A 17,081-nucleotide genomic window follows, 5' to 3' on the forward strand; every position below is an offset into this window, starting at 1 on the left:
GCCGTCAACTCGTAGCGTCATTCTCGCCAACCAAACGTGAATCTGTTGACCGATTAAGAGCCCGAATTCTGGTAGGCGCTACGGCCTCGACATATGTGCAGGCCAGTGTCACCGCTCCCCCAAAACGGATTGTTCAATCCTTGCATCAGGCATTTATGGATTTGGAAACACTGGAAATCGACTACAAGAGCGAGGATGGCGCGGTATCGCGGCGACGGATTGATCCGCACTACCTCCTGCTAAAATATCCGGTCTGGTATGTCGTCTCATTTGATCATCTACGAAACGAGCCCCGCACTTTTCGATGTGATCGCATACTAAACGCTTCACGGACCGGTGACGTATTCAGCCTGTTGCCTAAGAGTACTTTTCAATTGTCGCTCATTTGGAATGACTGACTGGCTTGGGCGACTACCGATTGGCAACGTCACACGCACCTCAATCCTTTGAGATGTCGCCCAGCGGCTGCGCCTTGGGCCGCCGGTTGACGTCTTCGCGGCTTTTCAGGAAGTCGGCCATCTTGGTCTTGTCCTGGCGCTCGTCGAACCAGGTTTTCCAGGCCAGTGTCATCCAGGCGGCATGGAACAGCAGGCCACAGATGATCGAAACCAGACCGGGGATCGGCCCGATATGGGCACGCCGGACAAACTCTCCCAGAGTCAGCACATCGGTTGGATGGATCGCAATCTTGGCAAAATAGGCCGCGCCCTGAATGGCGAAAATCCAGCCATAATTCCGGCGCAACCGCCGCCCAATGGCGCGCGCCATGGATATTCGATATTGCGGCTTTTCGTAATCGTCCGACAGGGCGGTGCCTCGGTCGAGCGGTATCCGGGCGCCCTTCCCGCGCAGCATGGGGACGTAAAATGCGATCTCCAACACGCGCGCGCGAAACCGCCAGACATAGAAGAATCGATAGCGACGCGCTTCCAGTATCAGGAACATGATGCAGAGCGCCCCGACCAGCACGATGGGAAAGGGAGATGCGCGATCACTGGCAAAGGATACTGACAGGCCGATCCCGGTCGAGATCACAGCCCAGTTCGTCGTCTGGTCCAGACGTTGGCGCCAGATGGTCGAACGATAGACTTCCGCGCGATAGAGGTGGGCCAGCGCGCCAACCTCCTTGCTGCCCACAATGGCTTCAGGCGGATCGCCATCAGGATCTTCAGTAAATTCCAAATCGCTCATACGGGCATTCTACGGCGCGAATCTCCGCCGCGCCAAGGGGCAATCGGGCGCGGGCTCAGTTGTTTTCGCGGGCTTCTTCCCGCTCTTTCACAACCCGCGTCTTCAACGGAATTGGAACAGCCTCTTCCCGGAACGATAGCGTGGATTGCGGGAATGGAATGGTGATGCCCGCCTCGTCCAGCGCATCCTTCACCGCAAAGGCGACTTCGTCATAGGTTGCGCGTTGGTCCGCCGGGCGGCTGCCAGACCACCAGAGCAGTTTGAAATCGATGGACGAGCCACCGAACGAGACACATTGCACGTCCATGGTTTCAGACTGCTCGACCGACTCACAGCCTGCCAGCGCGTCCTGCAACACCGACTTGGCCTTGCGCATGTCGGTATCATAATCGACGCCGACCACGAGCTCCTGACGTTTCAGGGTGCGGTCGGTTTCAATATTGACCGGATTCTTGAACAGGTACGAATTCGGCACGATGACAAGCTCGCCATCCGTTTCCCGGACATGGGTTTCGCGGATCAAAATGCTCTCGACCCGGCCATAGACGTCTTCGCATTCGATCACATCACCGATCCGAAGTTTCTCGCGGCCAAGGATGATAACCCCTGCGAGGAAATTCTCGAACACGTCCTTGAACGCGAAGCCGATCGCGACCGATGTCAGGCCCAGACCGGCAATAATGTCAGATGGCGACACGGACGGGAAAATCACCGTCATCGCAATCGCAACGCCGACGATCCAGGCCGCGATGGAAATCAGGTTTTGCGCCAATGTCACCAATGCGTCCCGAACCCGCGCGCGATGCATGGCCGTCGAGACAATCGCCCGGATAATCCGGCCCGCAATCAGGGTCACAATCAGGATGACCAGCGCAATGGTGAGATTGGGCAGGCTCTTGAAGAAGGCTGAAGCCATGTTTTCGACTTCGGTCTTCAGGTCTTCAATGGGCGTAAACTCCATCCGCGTGTAACGCGCGAACCCGGTTCAGGTTCCCATCAATTGCAATAACCGAGCTTGAGGACGGGTCCATAGCCGTCGAGGGCAAGACGAACATGGTGCGTATCGTCGGAATTCGCGTCCGCCCGGATGCGCCCAGCCAGCGCTCCGGCCTGCCCGGTAATCCGCCGCCGCCACAGCGCATAGCGTAGAGACTCCGGATCAGCGGTGAGCGCAATGGCACGGTCAAAACTGCTCAAGTCACATGCCTCCATCGCCAGTTCTGCGAGGGAATGACCGAAATCGGCCTGTTCAAACGACCGGTCCAGTCCGCTTGCATGACGCGCGCCCTCTGCCATGATCTCAGGACGGCCAATATTGAAAGGCTGCGCCCCTGCCCGTGCATCGCGCAAAAATGCTGTCCAATTCCCCCGCGACAAAGCCGCCTTGGCCTTTTTCCTCGCATAGGGTTCGACGGCCTTCTCACGTCTCAGATCTGCGCCAAGCCGCGCCTGCCAGTGCCGCAGCAACAGCGTGTCGCCACTCTTCGCCACGGTTTCCAGAAACGGCGCCTTCAACCGGTTCTGCTTTTCTGCGGGCAAGTGCTCAGCCGCCGACCAGATCGCGTCCAGCATACACGCCGCCTCATCAGCGGTGCCGCACGCCGGATGTTCGAACGCATGTGCAGCGTCCAAACCGAACGCGGCAATGCTGAACAGCGAACTGGTCAGAAGGGATTTCATGCTGCCCGGTTAGCAAGAAGCAGCTGAACCGGGCATGAGTAAGCCGCTCAGGAAGCCACCGTGCGCAGCCGAACGAAATGCTGGTCCCAGCCCTTGTCGTGACTTGTCAGCATGTCGAACACATCACCGTCGAACGTTTCAAACCCGGAATGCACCAGTGTCAGTCGTGTGCCACCAAATGCGGATTCCAGCGTCCAGTCCACAATGGTTTCGTGTCCATTCAGGAACGCATGCGTAAATGTGTAACGCAGGCGACGAGGCGGCTCCGATACCAGAACCTTGCCCCAAATCATCTTCGGGTCGGGCTTGTCCGGGTTTTCGCGCAGCAGCGCATAGTCAGTGCCTGCGCTGAGGTCCGAATCTGCCTCGTGGAACCATCGCGCCAGTTTTTCCGGCTCGACGAGATAGGTCCAGACCCGTTCCGGCGCGGCGTTGATGAATATGGTTTTGGTAAGAGTGGCGTCAGTCATCGGATCCCTCCACGGCCTGTTTCAGTTTGAGAAGTTTGTCGTCCCAGAACTGGCTGAAGAAGGTCAGCCATTCCGCAACAGGCTTCAGCCCGTCGGGATTGAGACAATTAATGGCTTCCCTGCCCTGGCGCTCAACGCGGATCAGCTGGGCCGATTCAAGCAGGGCCAGATGTTTGGAAACCGCTGGTCGGCTCATGTCGAACCGGCTGGCAATGTCAGACACGCGCAAATCGCCGCTGGCGAGCAAGGCCATAATCTGGCGACGAGTGGGGTCGGCAATCGCGCGGAATACGTCTGGATCAGTCATATAGGAAACCTTTTGGTTTCCCTTTTAATAGGAAACCAAAAGGTTTCATGTCAAGCAGCATTTTGCTTTTCCCAGCGTCATCTTGGACAGGGCGGCCCGGCGACGCTATCTTTCAGGAGAACCCAATCGAAGAGACCGCCCCATGTTCCTGAACTTCTTCAATGAGCTGCGCGAAGCAAAAGTGCCTGTCACGCTGAAGGAATACCTCCTGCTGATGGAGGCGATGGACAAGCAGGTCATCAATATGGAGGTGGAGGATTTCTACTACCTCTCCCGCGCGGCCCTGGTGAAGGACGAGCGCAACATCGACAAGTTCGACCAGGTGTTCAGCCACGTCTTCAAGGGGCTCGATACGCTCGCCGACGCGGTAGACGTGCAGGATTTGCCGGAAGAATGGCTGCGCAAGATGACCGAGAAATTCCTGACCAAGGAAGAGATGGACGAGATCGAAGCGATGGGCGGCTTCGAAAAGTTGATGGAGACGCTGAAACAGCGGCTCGAAGAACAGAAGAAGCGCCATGAGGGCGGAAACAAATGGATCGGCACGGGCGGCACCTCTCCTTTCGGCGCCAACGGCTACAACCCGGAAGGCGTGCGCATCGGGCAGGAAAAATCCCGCCATCGCCGCGCGGTGAAAGTCTGGGACAAGCGCGAATTCAAGAATTACGACGACTCGGTTGAGCTCGGTACACGCAACATCAAGATCGCCATGAAGCGCCTGCGCAAATGGGCGCGCACCGGCGCTGATGATGAACTCGATCTGGACCAGACCATCCGCAACACGGCGCGCAAGGGGTATCTCGACATCGAAATGCGCCCGGAGAAACGCAACACGGTCTCCGTGCTCCTGCTGCTGGATGTCGGCGGATCTATGGACCCATATGTCCGCGTGATGGAAGAGCTGTTCTCAGCTGCGCGGTCCGAGATCAAGAACCTCGAATACTATTACTTCCACAACTGCCCTTATGAAGGTCTGTGGAAGGACAATCGCCGTCGCATGAACAATCGCATCCCGACCTGGGACGTGTTGAACAAATTCCCATCCGATTACAAGGTCATCGTCGTTGGCGACGCCACGATGAGCCCATATGAGATCACCTATGCAGGCGGCTCCGTCGAGCATTGGAACGAGGAAGCCGGCGGCATCTGGATCCAGCGCTTCGTTGAGCGTTATCCGAACTTTGTCTGGCTGAACCCGGTCAAGGAAGGCGCGTGGGAATATACCGGCTCCATCAAACTGATCCGCGAGCTGATTGGCGGGCACCGCATGTTTGAGATGACGCTGGAAGGCCTGGACGAGGCGATGAAGGAACTCAGCCGCTAAAGGATCTTGTATGCCGCGTATTGCCGTCAACGGAATTGAAATCGAGTACGCTGAGACAGGTTCACCTGAAGATCCGCTGATGCTGCTCGTGTCAGGCTTTTCCGGGCAGATGACCCGGTGGCCCGAAGCATTCCTGAAGGGATTGGCCGATGCCGGCCGACGCGTCGTCGTATTCGACAATCGCGACATCGGGCTGAGCACGGAACTGGCAGGCAAAGTGCCGCCATCTCCTGAAAGCATCGTCAAAGGCATTGCCGCGGGCGAACCGGTCCATGAAAGCGTGCCCTACCTTCTGGATGACATGGCCGCAGACGCCGCCAACCTTGTCGAAGCCCTCGGTGCAGACCAGGCTGACATACTGGGCGTGTCGATGGGCGGCATGATCGTTCAGCTCATGGCACTGAACCATCCGGAGAAAGTTCGAACACTGATCCCGGTAATGACAACATCGGGTGACCCGTCCCTACCCCCGTCAGATCCGGTTGCCATTGAGGCTCTTACATCGGTCCCGCCGGAGCGCACGCCTGAAGCCATAGCGGACCAGGCGGTCAAGTCTGCAGCGGCATACGGATCGCATCCCGATATCCGCAACTCAGACGATGATATCCGGAAGCTTTCAATGGATGCCATGACGCGCTCGGATCGCCCCGTGGGCGTCGCACGGCAGTACGCAGCCATTCTGGCCCAGCCGCGATGGCATGAGCGTTTGGAGCGCGTATCGCACCCTACATTGGTTCTGCACGGCGCAGTGGACACGCTGATCAAGCCGGCCGCCGGAGAGGATATCGCCCGCCGTATTCCGGGAGCAGAGTTAAACATCCTCGACAAATGGGGCCACGACATGCCGGAGAAAATGATCCCCGTGCTGCTGGATCTTATCGTGCCCTTCCTTGATCGCCACGCGCCGGGCGCTCGCTAGGCAGCTACCAGCCGCCGCCCCCGCCGCCGCCGCCACCGCCGCCGGAGAAACCGCCCCCTCCTCCACCGGAAGAGCTGGAACTTTGCGGCAATGAAGCGCTGACACCCGTGCTCATGCTGGACATGACAGCATCATTCATGCCGCCAACATTGCTGAACGAACGACTGCCGAAATGTCCCCAGGCAGGAGAATACGACGCCGCCTCTGTCGGCAATGTGTCCTCGAAATACTTCGTCCAGGGCTTTTCCACATCCAGCGCAATCGCGTAAGGCAAGAACCGCTCATAGCGCTCAACACTCATGGGCGGCGGTGCGTCACTGCCAACTTCGACCGTGTTCAGCTGCAACTTCTCAGCTGTTTCCAGATACAATTTGAAGCCCTCGATCTCTGTGCGGATCTTCTGCCCTTTCGGCGTCGGGGCCGGCATCAGATACATGAACAGGCCATTGAGCGCAGCGAGCGCCAGGATGAACGCCAAATGCCAGACGGACCAATTGACCGTCTGCGTGATCGCCACAGCGACCCCGACAATGGTCAGCACCACGGCCACAAGTGTATAGCTCAAATTCCAACGGAAATACGGCTTGCCATATTTCCGCGACAGGGCCTTGCGAAACAAGGTGTAGGAGGTGGTAAAGCTGGCATCATACTTGCCGCCCAGCGTGCGCGTCTTCTTGCCATCGAACAATTCGCTATCGAGCTTTTGCTCGTCAGCAGTCAGGGCGGCCGCCGCACCGCCCTTGCGGGTCAGCACAGTGGACTTCTTCTCTGATGCGTCAATATCCACGAGGCCTTTTGTGCCCATATTTATCAGTGTCGAGATCAGCGCCCCGTGGCCGCGAAAGCCCCTGAAGTAAACATGATGCACCGCAGCCGGAGACAACCCTTCTGGCGGCTCATAACGCGCAAAGACCGGGCCCTTCGGAGGATCCTCTCCGACTTTCCTGAAGCTGCGCATCAGGAATCCCAGAACACCCAGGAATGAGGCGAGCAATATGCCCAGCGCGCCATACCGGAACCACCAGAGCACGCTCTTGTCTGCAAATGACGGCGGTTCAATCACGCCCTTCTCAAGACCCAGCGAGATGGTCAGGCCCTCTCCGGCATCGAAGGGTCGCGTTGCCTCAAACACATGGGCGCCGCCGCTCTGCCGATAGGCGTAATCGCTGCCCGAGTTTCCGTAACCGCCTGTATATCCGTCCTGCAAGACCACGCGTGCATCCTCTGGCAGCGTGATACGCGCCGCGGCCTGATCTATCGGGAACAGCCAATAGTTTCCCGTCACGTTCCAGTACAATTCGTCATGCGTGTCGAAGTAGCGGATCTGGTTCTTTACTTCGTATTCGATCTCATAGGTATGCGCGCCGCGATCTATAAACACATCCGCATCCCCGATCCGGATACGGAAGGCATTGCCGTCGCGTTCCACGGCATAGGGCTCCTTGCGGCCATCCCGTGTCACGCGCTTTACATTGATTTGGTAGGGCAGCTTGTCCCCCGGCCGCCCTTCATCATCGGCGTAGTATCGCGGCAATTCGCGGAAAATGCCCCGGCGGATGCGGACGCCCTCTGATGTAACCTGAAGTGTTTCAGACACCTGAATATCTCCATCTTCTTCCACCGTGATGGCCACGTCGAAACTGTTGATCCGCTCTTCGGCGACGGCGGAAAGCACAAACAGGCTGGCGGCCAGGCATGCCGCGAAAAAGCGCAGCATCACGACCGGCTCCCCATATCGATTTCGGGCAGTGCGCGATCGGCCATGTCGACTTCGAAATATGATCGCGCGTGGAACCCGAACGGTCCGGCAAGCAGATTGGCCGGAAAACTCTGAATACTGGTGTTCAGCTCACGCACAGCCCCATTGTAGAAACGCCGCGCCATCTCGATCTTGTCCTCGGTCTCGGAAAGCTCCTGCTGCAACTCCAGAAAGTTCGCACTGGCCTTCATGTCTGGATACGCCTCGGCCACAGCCATCAGGCGCGCAACCGGTTGCGACAGCGCGCTTTCCGCCGCGCCCCGATTCGCGAGATCATCACCCGCTGCCAGGGCCTGGGTTCGCTTTTCGGTGATCTCCGCGAACAAGTCCCGCTCATGCGCGGCATAGCCTTTCACCGTCTCCACCAATTGGGGGATAAGGTTCGCCCGGCGTTTCAGCTGAACATCAATGTCGGACCATCCATTGTCGGCCATCTGTGACCGGCTGACGAGGCGATTGTAGATGAGCACGCCCCCGACAATGAGAACGGCCACAAGGCCAAGCAGGATATAGGTCAGCACGTGTCGGGCCCTCCGGATTCGCAGACCTTATCCTTATCCGGCCTTGCAGGCGCTGTTAAGGCTGACCGGCCCCCTGTCTGGCGCGCCAGGCATCTCGCGTCATTTCCCAGACGAGGGACCGTCGCGCCGAGCCGTCCGGCCGACGGCTTTCTACCTCGCCTTTGCGCTCAAAGCCCATACCGTCCAGCATGCGCTGGGTGGGCACATTCTCAAGGCTGGCCGTTTCACACAGCAGGTCCAGATCGAGAGATTCGAACATCCAGTCGAAGCTTGCCGCCGCGCCGCGTGTGCCCTGCCCTCTATTGTGCTCTGACGGGTGCAGCGCGCCGCCCAGCTCCCCTGCGGCCCAGTGCGGCCAGACCTGCACATCACTGTAGCCCATGATGCGGCCATCCTCTGCCGCCCGCACGAACAGCAGGCCCGTGCCCGCCTCCCGTTCGTCCAGATGGGACTGGATGAACGCCTGAACACTTGCCTCTGTCAGCGGACGCGGCAGCGTGTAAATCGGTGCATGGACTGCAGGATCAGACAACAGGGCATAGAGCGCCGGCGCGTCGTCCGGCCTCGCCAGCCGAGACGCATCAGGCGCATCTCCGAGCGTCTCTGCTCTGCGCACCATTTGGCGAATATTGTCAGCCCGCTGGGCGGACACGAGCCGACGCGTGACGGGAATTCCATCGGTCATTTCCCAGACTGGCCACAGCCCGGTTTGCTCGGCAAGGCGTCACCCGGCGACATGGTCAACAAAGTGGACGCATAAACGCATTGACCAGACCGGACGCTACGGCCAGATGCGCGCATGACAGATTCCCCTGCCTCAACGAAGCGCCACGACAAGAACGCGTTCATGTTCGTGATCATCACGGTCGCGATCGACATGCTGGCCTTCGGCCTGATCATTCCGGTGATTCCGACATTGGTGCAGGAACTCGGCAACATCTCTGCCGAACAGTCCACCCTGTATATCGGCGCGCTCGGCGCGACTTATGCGATCATGAATTTCCTGTTTGGGCCGGTTCTGGGATCGCTGTCTGACAGGTATGGCCGTCGCCCCATTCTGCTCGCCTCAATCGCGACGCTGGGGCTGGACTTCCTGATCATGGGCTTTGCCAACTCTGTCTGGCTCCTGTTTCTCGGGCGGGCCCTGTCCGGAATTTCAGGCGCGACGTTCTCAACGGCCAACGCCTATATTGCCGACGTCACCGAACCGGCAGAACGCGGCAAGGCGTTCGGCATGACGGGCGCAGCATTCGGGTTCGGGTTCGTGTTCGGCCCGGTTCTGGGTGGTTTCCTCGGGGATTTCGACCCGCGCGCGCCCTTCTTCGCCGCCGCCGCGCTCGCCGGTCTCAACTTCATCTATGGCGCATTCGTGCTTCCGGAATCGCTCAACCAGGAAGACCGACGCAATTTTGACCTGAAACGCGCAAACCCGTTCGGCGCGGTGAAACACTTCTCCAAACTGCCCCACGTGTCCTGGTTCCTTGCCTGTGCAGGCATTTTCTTCCTGGCGCACACCGTCTTCCCATCCACATGGTCGGTCTATACCGAGATCCGTTACGAATGGACGCCGCGCGATATCGGTCTGTCGCTGGGCCTTGTGGGCGTCGGCGCGGCAATCGTTCAGGCTGGCCTCATGGGACAGGCGCTGAAACGCTTCGGCACGGTTCGCACCGCCCTGTATGGCATCCTTATCAATGCCGTATCGCTTTTCCTGTTCGCGATCGCGGGCGCCGGATGGATCGTCTATCTCATCATTCCGCTCAACGCGCTCGGCGGCGTGGCAAACCCCGCCCTCAATGCGCTCATGTCGACTGTCACCCCCAAGAATGCCCAGGGTGAATTGCAGGGGGCGTCCGCCAGCCTGAACTCGTTCGCGATGATCTTCGGCCCGATCCTGATGAGCGGCGCGCTGTTCTACTTCACCCGTCCGGAATCCAGCATTCACTTTGCAGGCGCGGCATTCCTGCTCGCCGCAATCCTGACGGCAGTCTCGCTCATTCCCTTTCAGCGGGGGGTCATCGCGAACCGGGGCGCCCTGCCCGACGATGACGGGACAACCGGCCCCTGACAGGGCCGGCGTCCGTTGGATTTCGCAGCGTGATCAGCCCTTCGGCTTCATGACCAGTCCGGCCAGCACGCCAACGATGCCACCACCCACGCCGCCTTCGAGCAGCGAGTTGATGATATTCATCAGGGATGCAGGATCAGCTGCCGCATCACCCAGCACCTGAATACCTGCCGCATCCAGTCCGAAATGCGCGCCAATGCCGCCAACAATGCCACCGATAAGTCCCCCGGTGCCACCGCCGCCGCCAAGGCGCGCAACCAACGGTCCAATGACTAGCCCGCCAATCGCGCTCAGAATGAGTGGTAAGATACTTTCCATAATACGCCCTCCCTTAAGGCATTTCGGGGGGCTCTTTCGGCCCCTCCATGGTTAAGGAAATCTGCTTTTGCCGGTCAGGTCCAGCAAATTCCCCCCAATGGGAGAGTTGCAACTTGGCGGGAGGACGGGCAGAGACCGATCCAATGACTGCTTCCCGGCCAGCCCTGTTTCTAGATCGAGATGGCGTGATCAACGTCGACAAGGGCTATGTCAGCCGCATCGAGGACTTCGAGTGGATTCCCGGCGCGGCGGAAACGATCGCAGCCTTTAATGCGCGCAATTGGTTTGTATTCGTCGTGACAAACCAGTCAGGCATCGCCCGGAACTATTATTCCGAAAGCGATATGCAAACGCTTCATGACTGGATGTTGGCGGAACTTTCGATGAAAGGCGCTAACATTGATAAGGTCTATTATTGCCCCTTCCACGAAGAGGGTGAGAACCCGCTTTATCGGAAAAAAAGTTTCGACCGAAAGCCAAATCCCGGGATGCTGCTGACGGCGATGGCTGAATTTCCCGTCAAACGTGAGCAAAGTTTCCTGATCGGTGACAAGGATACCGACATCGCCGCTGCGCGTGCAGCAGGCATTGCAGGATTCAAGTTCCGTAGCGGAAACCTGTCTGAGTTTGCAGAGTGGACTCTGGCAAGTTTCGAAGACGGAAACCGCGGCTGACCTGACGCGGAAACGCTTGGCTTCTTATCGAAACGTAAATGAGGTCTCGCGGAATGGCAGGATCTCGAAATGCCTCTGCAACATGTCTCCAACACCCTTTGATTGCTGGCCAGTACAAGGGCCGAAAAGGCCCGATCCCTTAGCCGCTGGCTACAAAGGAGGACGACCTCAATGCAGAAACACCTCATTACAACCGCCGCCATTGGCGCACTGCTGATGGCAACCGCATGTAACTCCAGCGGAACCAAACGGTATGCCAGTATCGGCACTCCCGGCGCATCCGGCGCGGCTGGCAAAGTGGGTCCCGCTGGCCCTCAGGGCGAACAAGGCCCGGCTGGCCCGCAGGGTGAACGCGGAGCGCCCGGCGCAGACGGACGCGATGGCATTGATGGCCGGGATGGCACTGATGGCGCCGACGGCATGAACGGCATGGACGGCCAGGATGGCAATTTCGGACTCGGCGAGGCTGGCATGATCGCCGTGGGCGGCCTGACAGGCGATAACGGCATCGGCGGCACAGGCCTGCTGGCCAATCTGGGCGACCCGTCCACATCCCCGCCTGTCATTGGCGAGCCTGCCGTTTCGCTTGGCGATACCCTGTCAGAAACGGGTGAGCAGCTCGCGGCAGGAGTTGGCGGTTCGGACGGCAATGCCGTCAGCGACATCATTGTCGCAGCGGCAGATACCGTCACCGCGACAGGCGACGCACTCAGCGGATTTGGCAATGGGGAACAACCCCTGGTGGATGGTGTGCTTGAAGCGCCGTCGCCAATCCTGACCGCAAGCGTCGGCGCGGCCGATGTTGTGGGCGGTGCCGACGGCTCAGAGTCCCTTATCGGGACGAGCATTCTGGCAGCCGACCAACAATCCGGAACGCTCGGCGAAATCGGCGTGGGAAGCAATGACACGCTCCTCAACGCAGACCTCGCACCAAACAGCGATGGCGGGCTCGATATTCCGGGCGTGGCCAGCGTGGATGTCATCGGAGGTGAAGGCGATCTCATTGATGGCGAAGCAACCCTGGCCTCGGTGAACCTGCTCGACCAGTCCGAATCGCTCGGCGGAGACGGCGAGGCTGGCCTCATTGGCCTCAGTGTCCTGTCTGAAGAGCAGGCATCCGGCACCCTTCTCGAAGCAGGCGTCGCGAGCGACGACACATTGCTGAACGTCGACCTGGCCCCTGAAAGTGAGAGTGGCCTGGAAATCCCCGGCGTCGCGACAGTTGATGTTGTTGGCGGCGTGGAGGACACGCTCGGCGGGACCGACTTGCTGGATCCCGACTCGTCCGGTGACCTGCTGGCAGACGCAGGCGAAGACCTGCAGGAAGGGCTGGAAGACCTGCTCTCCGGCGAAGGGAAAGCAGGCCTTCTGGACGGAGTCACCGGCAGCTCTGACGACGACAGCGAAGGCGGCCTTGGCGGGTTGCTTTCCGGACTGGGCGGCGGACGCTAAGCCCAGGCCAAGACATGAAACATCGCGCTCACATCGCAGTGCCGTTCGTGCTTTTGAGCGCGATGCTTCTGCCACTCCCAGCCGCGGGGCTTCAAAGCTCCGCGACTGATCCTGATCCCTCACTCGATCCGGGGTTTTCACCACCTGAGACCGAACCACCCAAACTCGAAGCGCCTCAAATACGCGGCCGGCTCGACGTCTCGACGCCAACTGAGAAGACGAAGGCAAACATTGAAGTCATTGACTTTGTCGGCTCCGACGTCCCGGAAAACGTCGCGCTCGCGGCCGAGGCATTTCTCGGTCAGCCTACGGACGAAGAAACTCTCAAAGCTCTCGCCGCCGCCATGTCGGAGGCGTACCAGAATTCTCCTGTCGCGCTCTTCTCTCTGGCGATTCCGTCGCAGGATTTTTCCAAGGGCGTGGTGCGGGTTCATGTCGCTGAAGGCTATGTAAAACAGGCGATCATCCGGAAGGATGGCGAGTTGACGGAAAGCCCGCTCATCGCAGGCTATGTGGCGCCCCTTGTCGGTCAGCAGCCTGCTTCGAGCACGGATTATGAGCGCGCCCTGTCACTCGTCCGGCGTGTGCCCGGCCTGAAGGTCAACCCCCGCCTTGGCACAACCAGAGAACAAGGCGCGACCAATCTCATCCTCGACATCGAACCCCGCAAGAACCGCTTCTATGCCGGCTTCGACAGTCGCGAATCCCGCCTGATCGATACCGGGCGCATCGCAGCGGGTGGAACCGTCTACGGCCTCCTCCGGGAAGGCGACAAGCTTTCCGGACAAGTCTCGGTCGCGAGCGATGGCGAACAGGCCCGGTCCGCGCAGCTGACCTATGCCACGACTGTCGGCCTGCGCGGAACATTGCTGGATGTCGCCGCTGTGTACCAAGAAACAAAACCCGACACGCTGCCCATTGAAGGCGAAGCGACGCGGCTGTCGGCGAGTCTGACCCACCCGATCCTCCTGGACTTCAAGCATGAAGTCTCGGCCAGCCTACGGATCGATCACACAATGAGTTCGAATGCAGCCTTCGGCTCGGTCATCGCCAATGACGAAGTCACAGCAGCCCGCCTTGGCCTGTCTGCGCGCAAGTCAGCAAAGACACGCCTGCTGACAGGCAGCGTGCTCTATTCCCGGGGGGTGGATATTGAAGGTGCCGAGACCTCGACGCCCGGTGCATCACTCGATTTCGGCAAGCTCGGCGGCACGGCCCGTCTGGTTCAGAAATTCGGCGACCGCACTTTCCTGCGCGCGTCCCTCACCGGACAGTGGACGAATGACACCCTGCCTGCGAATGAACGTTTTCTGATTGGCGGCACGAATTATGGTCGCGGCTTTCGCAACGGCCTGGTGGCGTTCGACACTGGCTATGCTGGCCTGATCGAGCCCGCCTATCGGCCGCTCAGCGATGGCGATTTCAAGAATAGCGAGATCTATGCCTTTGCAGATTATGGCGGCGGATCGTTGAACGCATCTGGCACCGAATTGCGCGATATCACGCTTGGATCAGCCGGCCTGGGTGTACGTCTGAAATGGAAAACCTATGCCTCGCTGGGGTTTGAAATGGCCCAGCCGTTCGAACAGCCCGTACCCGGCCTTGACGACGATCCGATCTACTCGCTGACCTGGTCTTTCAAGTATCAACCGGGAGAGAACTAGGTTTCATTCGGACGGGCTTCAGCCCCCTGCTCGCACGGGTTTTTCGATCACAATGCAGTTTCTGCGTTCCGCTTACGCTAAGGTAAGGCTGGCGTTGCGGAATTCTGCTGATTAGTGTGCGCCGCAACAACGACGCTTATCTTGGAGGAAAGCTCATGCGCGAAGCCGTTATTGTATCCTACGCCCGGACTGGCATGGCGAAAGCCAGCCGCGGATCCCTGAACAACACGCACGGCATCACGATGGCCGGCCATGCCATCAAGGGCGCAATTGACCGCGCCGGCATCGAAGCCGCTTCTGTGGAAGACGTGTTCCTCGGCTCTGCCCAGCCAGAAGGCGCAACCGGCCACAACGTGGCCCGCAACGCGGCGCTTTGGGCTGGCTGCCCGTCCTCCACGTCCGGCGCGACGATCAACCGGTTCTGTTCGTCCGGCCTGCAGGCCATCGCCAACGCAGCGCACACTGTCATCAATGAAGGCGCTCCGGTTGCCATCGGCGGCGGTGTTGAATCCCTCTCCCTCGTTTCCCGCAGCGGCCACATGAACGTGCACCGCTACACCGAAGACGAACTGATGAAGAAGTGGCCTGCGATCTGGATGACCATGATCGAGACCGCCGAGATCGTTGCGGACCGGTATGGCGTCAGCCGCGAATATCAGGACGAATATTCCGTTGAATCCCAGAAGCGCACCGCTGCCTTCCAGGAAAAAGGCTACATGGCCGAGGAAATCGTTCCGCTGAAGACCACGATGAAGCTGGTCAACCGCGAAACCGGCGAAGAGACTTTCCAGGAAGTCGTCTGTGACCGTGACGAATGCAACCGTCCCGGTACGACCTATGAAAGCCTTGCTGGCCTGAAGCCGGTCTTCTCTGGCGGCATGGTGGTCAAGGAAGGCAAATACGTTACCGCTGGTAACGCCTCCCAGCTGTCCGATGGCGCCGCCGCTGTGGTCGTCATGGAAGCCAAGGAAGCCGAACAGCGTGGCCTGAAGCCACTCGGCCGTTTCGTCGGCTTCAACGTCGCTGGCTGTGATCCGGATGAAATGGGCATCGGCCCGGTCTTCGCTGTTCCACGCCTGCTGGAGCGTCACGGCCTGAAAGTTGACGACATCGACCTGTGGGAACTGAACGAAGCCTTCGCATCGCAGTGCCTCTACAGCCGCGACCGTCTCGGCATCGACCCGGAGAAGTACAACGTCAATGGAGGCTCGATCTCCATCGGTCACCCATTCGGCATGACCGGCGCGCGCTGCACCGGCTCCCTTCTGATGGAAGGCCAGCGCCGCGGCGCGAAATATGGTGTTGTGACCATGTGTATCGGCGGCGGCATGGGCGCAGCCGGACTGTTCGAAATCTTCAGCTGATCCTTTTCAGTTTGAACGCAGCGAACGCCCCGAACTTCGGTTCGGGGCGTTTTCCTTTTGGGGACAAGACCTTATGTTGACACCCATCGACTTGCCCGAACTGGAGCCATCATGATCCGCCAATTCATCTCTGCCGCCAGCCTGATCGCGCTTGTTGCCTGCGGGCAAGGAGCAGACAAAGCCGATCACGGCGTCAGCACGGATCCGAACGCTGCAACGGGCTTCATCACCTCCAACACGGTCGCACCGGAAACCGCCACGGTTCGCGAAGGCGAAACCATCGCACGCGACGCGGACGGCAGGCCCTACAGCTATGCTCTCCTGGGAGAGCCCCTGCCCGCCCTGTCCGGCCAGATGGCGGACGGCACCGCATTTGATCCGGCCTCGCTGGACGGCACATGGAATGTGATTGACGTCTGGGGCATCTGGTGTGGCGACTGCATGGCCGATGCGCCCTATGTCGCTGCCTTGGTAACTGCGATCGAGCAGGATCCGGATCTCGGCTTCCTGTCAATTCACACGCCGGCCAACGCCAATCGCGCAACGCCGTCTGACATGTACGGAAAGTACGGTTCTGTCAGCGCCTATTTCGAGGACAAGGGATATTCCTATCCGACGCTGCTCGATGAAGATGCCAGCCTGCGCGACGCGCTCGCCATCAAATGGACGCCGTCCTACCTGCTGGTCGATCCGAATGGCGTGGTGCGTGGATTCCGAACGGACCTTTCCGTCGCAGAGGGGGAACCCGTGAAGGATTTCCTGAAGGATGTCGCCAGGGTGAAGGCCGAAACGAAGGAGGCCTCGCTTCCTGAAGCATCGCTCGCGACCATCGGTCCGGACGGCGCGGCATCCCTGTCCGGCGCAATTCCCTTCAATACAAATGCCATCCGCGCCGCCTTCCCCGGTTTTGAGGTCGTCCCGGACCAGATGCAGGCAGAAGGCCAGACCTATCCGGTCTTCAAAGTTGTCGCCGACAGCCAGGCCGAAGCCGCCTTTGTGCTGGAGCCTGACTGGTCACTTGGCCAGGTCCAGCGTGTCACGACCACGCACCCGGATGTTGCCGGTCCGGGCGGCGAACGCGTGGGCAGCTTCACGCTCGACCAGCTCACCGATGCACAGAGAGAAACCTGTCAGGACGGCGTGGATGAGGCCGAAGGGCTCCTGATCTGCACAAGCGGTGACACGGGCGCACGCTTTCAGTGGGGCTTCGCGACAAATGGCGACACGTCGCAACCCGTTCTTGCGCGCATGATGTTCCTGCCAGAGCTGCCCCAGACCGCCGATTAACTCAGCGGAAACTGTAACCTGCCGGATTTCGCGCCATTTCCATGATTTTGGCGCGTCTGGACGTTTGATCATTCGCCTAGCAG

The 17,081-nt window shown here is 59.6% G+C and carries 18 protein-coding genes; 9 read left to right on the plus strand and 9 right to left on the minus strand.

Annotated features, from left to right (window positions below; translation table 11 throughout):
* Positions 1 to 155: 155 nt before the first annotated feature.
* Complete coding sequence (locus HF931_RS00005) at positions 156 to 398, plus strand: helix-turn-helix transcriptional regulator (RefSeq protein ID WP_273243198.1); 243 nt, start codon at positions 156 to 158, stop codon at positions 396 to 398.
* Positions 399 to 438: 40 nt separating this feature from the next.
* Here HF931_RS00005 and HF931_RS00010 read toward each other — a convergent pair whose 3' ends face one another.
* From HF931_RS00010 to HF931_RS00030, 5 genes are read right to left on the minus strand one after another with little or no spacing between them, the layout of a single operon-like run.
* Complete coding sequence (locus HF931_RS00010) at positions 439 to 1,191, minus strand: DUF2270 domain-containing protein (RefSeq protein WP_273241294.1); 753 nt, start codon at positions 1,189 to 1,191, stop codon at positions 439 to 441.
* Between the two features lie 55 nt (positions 1,192 to 1,246).
* Positions 1,247 to 2,152: a mechanosensitive ion channel family protein gene (locus tag HF931_RS00015; protein ID WP_273241295.1), complete on the minus strand. Its 906-nt coding sequence runs from the start codon at positions 2,150 to 2,152 to the stop codon at positions 1,247 to 1,249.
* A gap of 35 nt (positions 2,153 to 2,187) precedes the next feature.
* The gene (locus HF931_RS00020; RefSeq protein ID WP_273241320.1) at positions 2,188 to 2,871 is read right to left on the minus strand and encodes a hypothetical protein; all 684 of its coding nucleotides are present in this window, start codon (positions 2,869 to 2,871) and stop codon (positions 2,188 to 2,190) included.
* A gap of 47 nt (positions 2,872 to 2,918) precedes the next feature.
* A complete protein-coding gene (locus HF931_RS00025) occupies positions 2,919 to 3,341 on the minus strand; it encodes an SRPBCC family protein (protein WP_273241299.1) in 423 nt (140 codons plus the stop codon).
* On the minus strand, positions 3,334 to 3,648 hold the full coding sequence (locus tag HF931_RS00030) for an ArsR/SmtB family transcription factor (protein ID WP_273241301.1): 315 nt from the start codon (positions 3,646 to 3,648) through the stop codon (positions 3,334 to 3,336). The genes HF931_RS00025 and HF931_RS00030 overlap by 8 nt, the downstream gene beginning before the upstream one ends.
* Positions 3,649 to 3,790: 142 nt before the next feature.
* On the opposite strand from HF931_RS00030, the gene HF931_RS00035 reads away from it, so the two are divergent.
* Both HF931_RS00035 and HF931_RS00040 read left to right on the plus strand, forming a co-directional pair.
* Positions 3,791 to 4,972, plus strand: coding sequence for a vWA domain-containing protein (locus HF931_RS00035; protein ID WP_035551027.1), 1,182 nt, complete (start codon positions 3,791 to 3,793; stop codon positions 4,970 to 4,972).
* Positions 4,973 to 4,982: 10 nt separating this feature from the next.
* Positions 4,983 to 5,891: an alpha/beta hydrolase gene (locus HF931_RS00040; protein ID WP_273241304.1), complete on the plus strand. Its 909-nt coding sequence runs from the start codon at positions 4,983 to 4,985 to the stop codon at positions 5,889 to 5,891.
* 4 nt (positions 5,892 to 5,895) lie between these two features.
* Here the strand turns inward: HF931_RS00040 and HF931_RS00045 are convergent, their stop codons facing one another.
* From HF931_RS00045 to HF931_RS00055, 3 genes are read right to left on the minus strand one after another with little or no spacing between them, the layout of a single operon-like run.
* On the minus strand, positions 5,896 to 7,608 hold the full coding sequence (locus HF931_RS00045) for a DUF2207 domain-containing protein (RefSeq protein WP_273241306.1): 1,713 nt from the start codon (positions 7,606 to 7,608) through the stop codon (positions 5,896 to 5,898).
* Positions 7,608 to 8,171 carry a LemA family protein gene (locus tag HF931_RS00050; protein ID WP_081806105.1) on the minus strand — a complete coding sequence of 188 codons (564 nt, stop codon included), beginning with the start codon at positions 8,169 to 8,171 and terminating at the stop codon, positions 7,608 to 7,610. The genes HF931_RS00045 and HF931_RS00050 overlap by 1 nt, the downstream gene beginning before the upstream one ends.
* A 55-nt stretch (positions 8,172 to 8,226) precedes the next feature.
* Positions 8,227 to 8,856, minus strand: coding sequence for a GNAT family N-acetyltransferase (locus tag HF931_RS00055; RefSeq protein ID WP_273012945.1), 630 nt, complete (start codon positions 8,854 to 8,856; stop codon positions 8,227 to 8,229).
* A 114-nt stretch (positions 8,857 to 8,970) separates the two neighbouring features.
* Between HF931_RS00055 and HF931_RS00060 the strand changes: the two genes are divergently transcribed.
* Complete coding sequence (locus HF931_RS00060) at positions 8,971 to 10,239, plus strand: TCR/Tet family MFS transporter (protein WP_273241308.1); 1,269 nt, start codon at positions 8,971 to 8,973, stop codon at positions 10,237 to 10,239.
* A 33-nt stretch (positions 10,240 to 10,272) separates the two neighbouring features.
* Here HF931_RS00060 and HF931_RS00065 read toward each other — a convergent pair whose 3' ends face one another.
* Positions 10,273 to 10,557: a hypothetical protein gene (locus HF931_RS00065; RefSeq protein ID WP_035551015.1), complete on the minus strand. Its 285-nt coding sequence runs from the start codon at positions 10,555 to 10,557 to the stop codon at positions 10,273 to 10,275.
* 143 nt (positions 10,558 to 10,700) lie between these two features.
* Between HF931_RS00065 and HF931_RS00070 the strand changes: the two genes are divergently transcribed.
* From HF931_RS00070 to HF931_RS00090, 5 genes are all read left to right on the plus strand, one after another.
* Entirely contained in the window at positions 10,701 to 11,231 is a 531-nt protein-coding gene (locus HF931_RS00070) for a D-glycero-alpha-D-manno-heptose-1,7-bisphosphate 7-phosphatase (protein WP_273012942.1), read from the plus strand.
* A 171-nt stretch (positions 11,232 to 11,402) separates the two neighbouring features.
* Positions 11,403 to 12,683: a collagen-like domain-containing protein gene (locus HF931_RS00075; RefSeq protein ID WP_273241310.1), complete on the plus strand. Its 1,281-nt coding sequence runs from the start codon at positions 11,403 to 11,405 to the stop codon at positions 12,681 to 12,683.
* Positions 12,684 to 12,697: 14 nt separating this feature from the next.
* Positions 12,698 to 14,347: a ShlB/FhaC/HecB family hemolysin secretion/activation protein gene (locus HF931_RS00080; protein WP_273241312.1), complete on the plus strand. Its 1,650-nt coding sequence runs from the start codon at positions 12,698 to 12,700 to the stop codon at positions 14,345 to 14,347.
* 155 nt (positions 14,348 to 14,502) lie between these two features.
* Positions 14,503 to 15,711, plus strand: coding sequence for an acetyl-CoA C-acyltransferase (locus HF931_RS00085; protein ID WP_273241314.1), 1,209 nt, complete (start codon positions 14,503 to 14,505; stop codon positions 15,709 to 15,711).
* Positions 15,712 to 15,822: 111 nt separating this feature from the next.
* Positions 15,823 to 16,998, plus strand: a complete 1,176-nt coding sequence (locus HF931_RS00090; RefSeq protein WP_273241316.1) for a redoxin family protein — start codon at positions 15,823 to 15,825, stop codon at positions 16,996 to 16,998.
* Positions 16,999 to 17,081: the final 83 nt, after the last annotated feature.

Origin of the sequence: Hyphomonas atlantica corrig., assembly GCF_017795365.1 — a bacterium.
Lineage (GTDB): Bacteria > Pseudomonadota > Alphaproteobacteria > Caulobacterales > Hyphomonadaceae > Hyphomonas > Hyphomonas atlantica.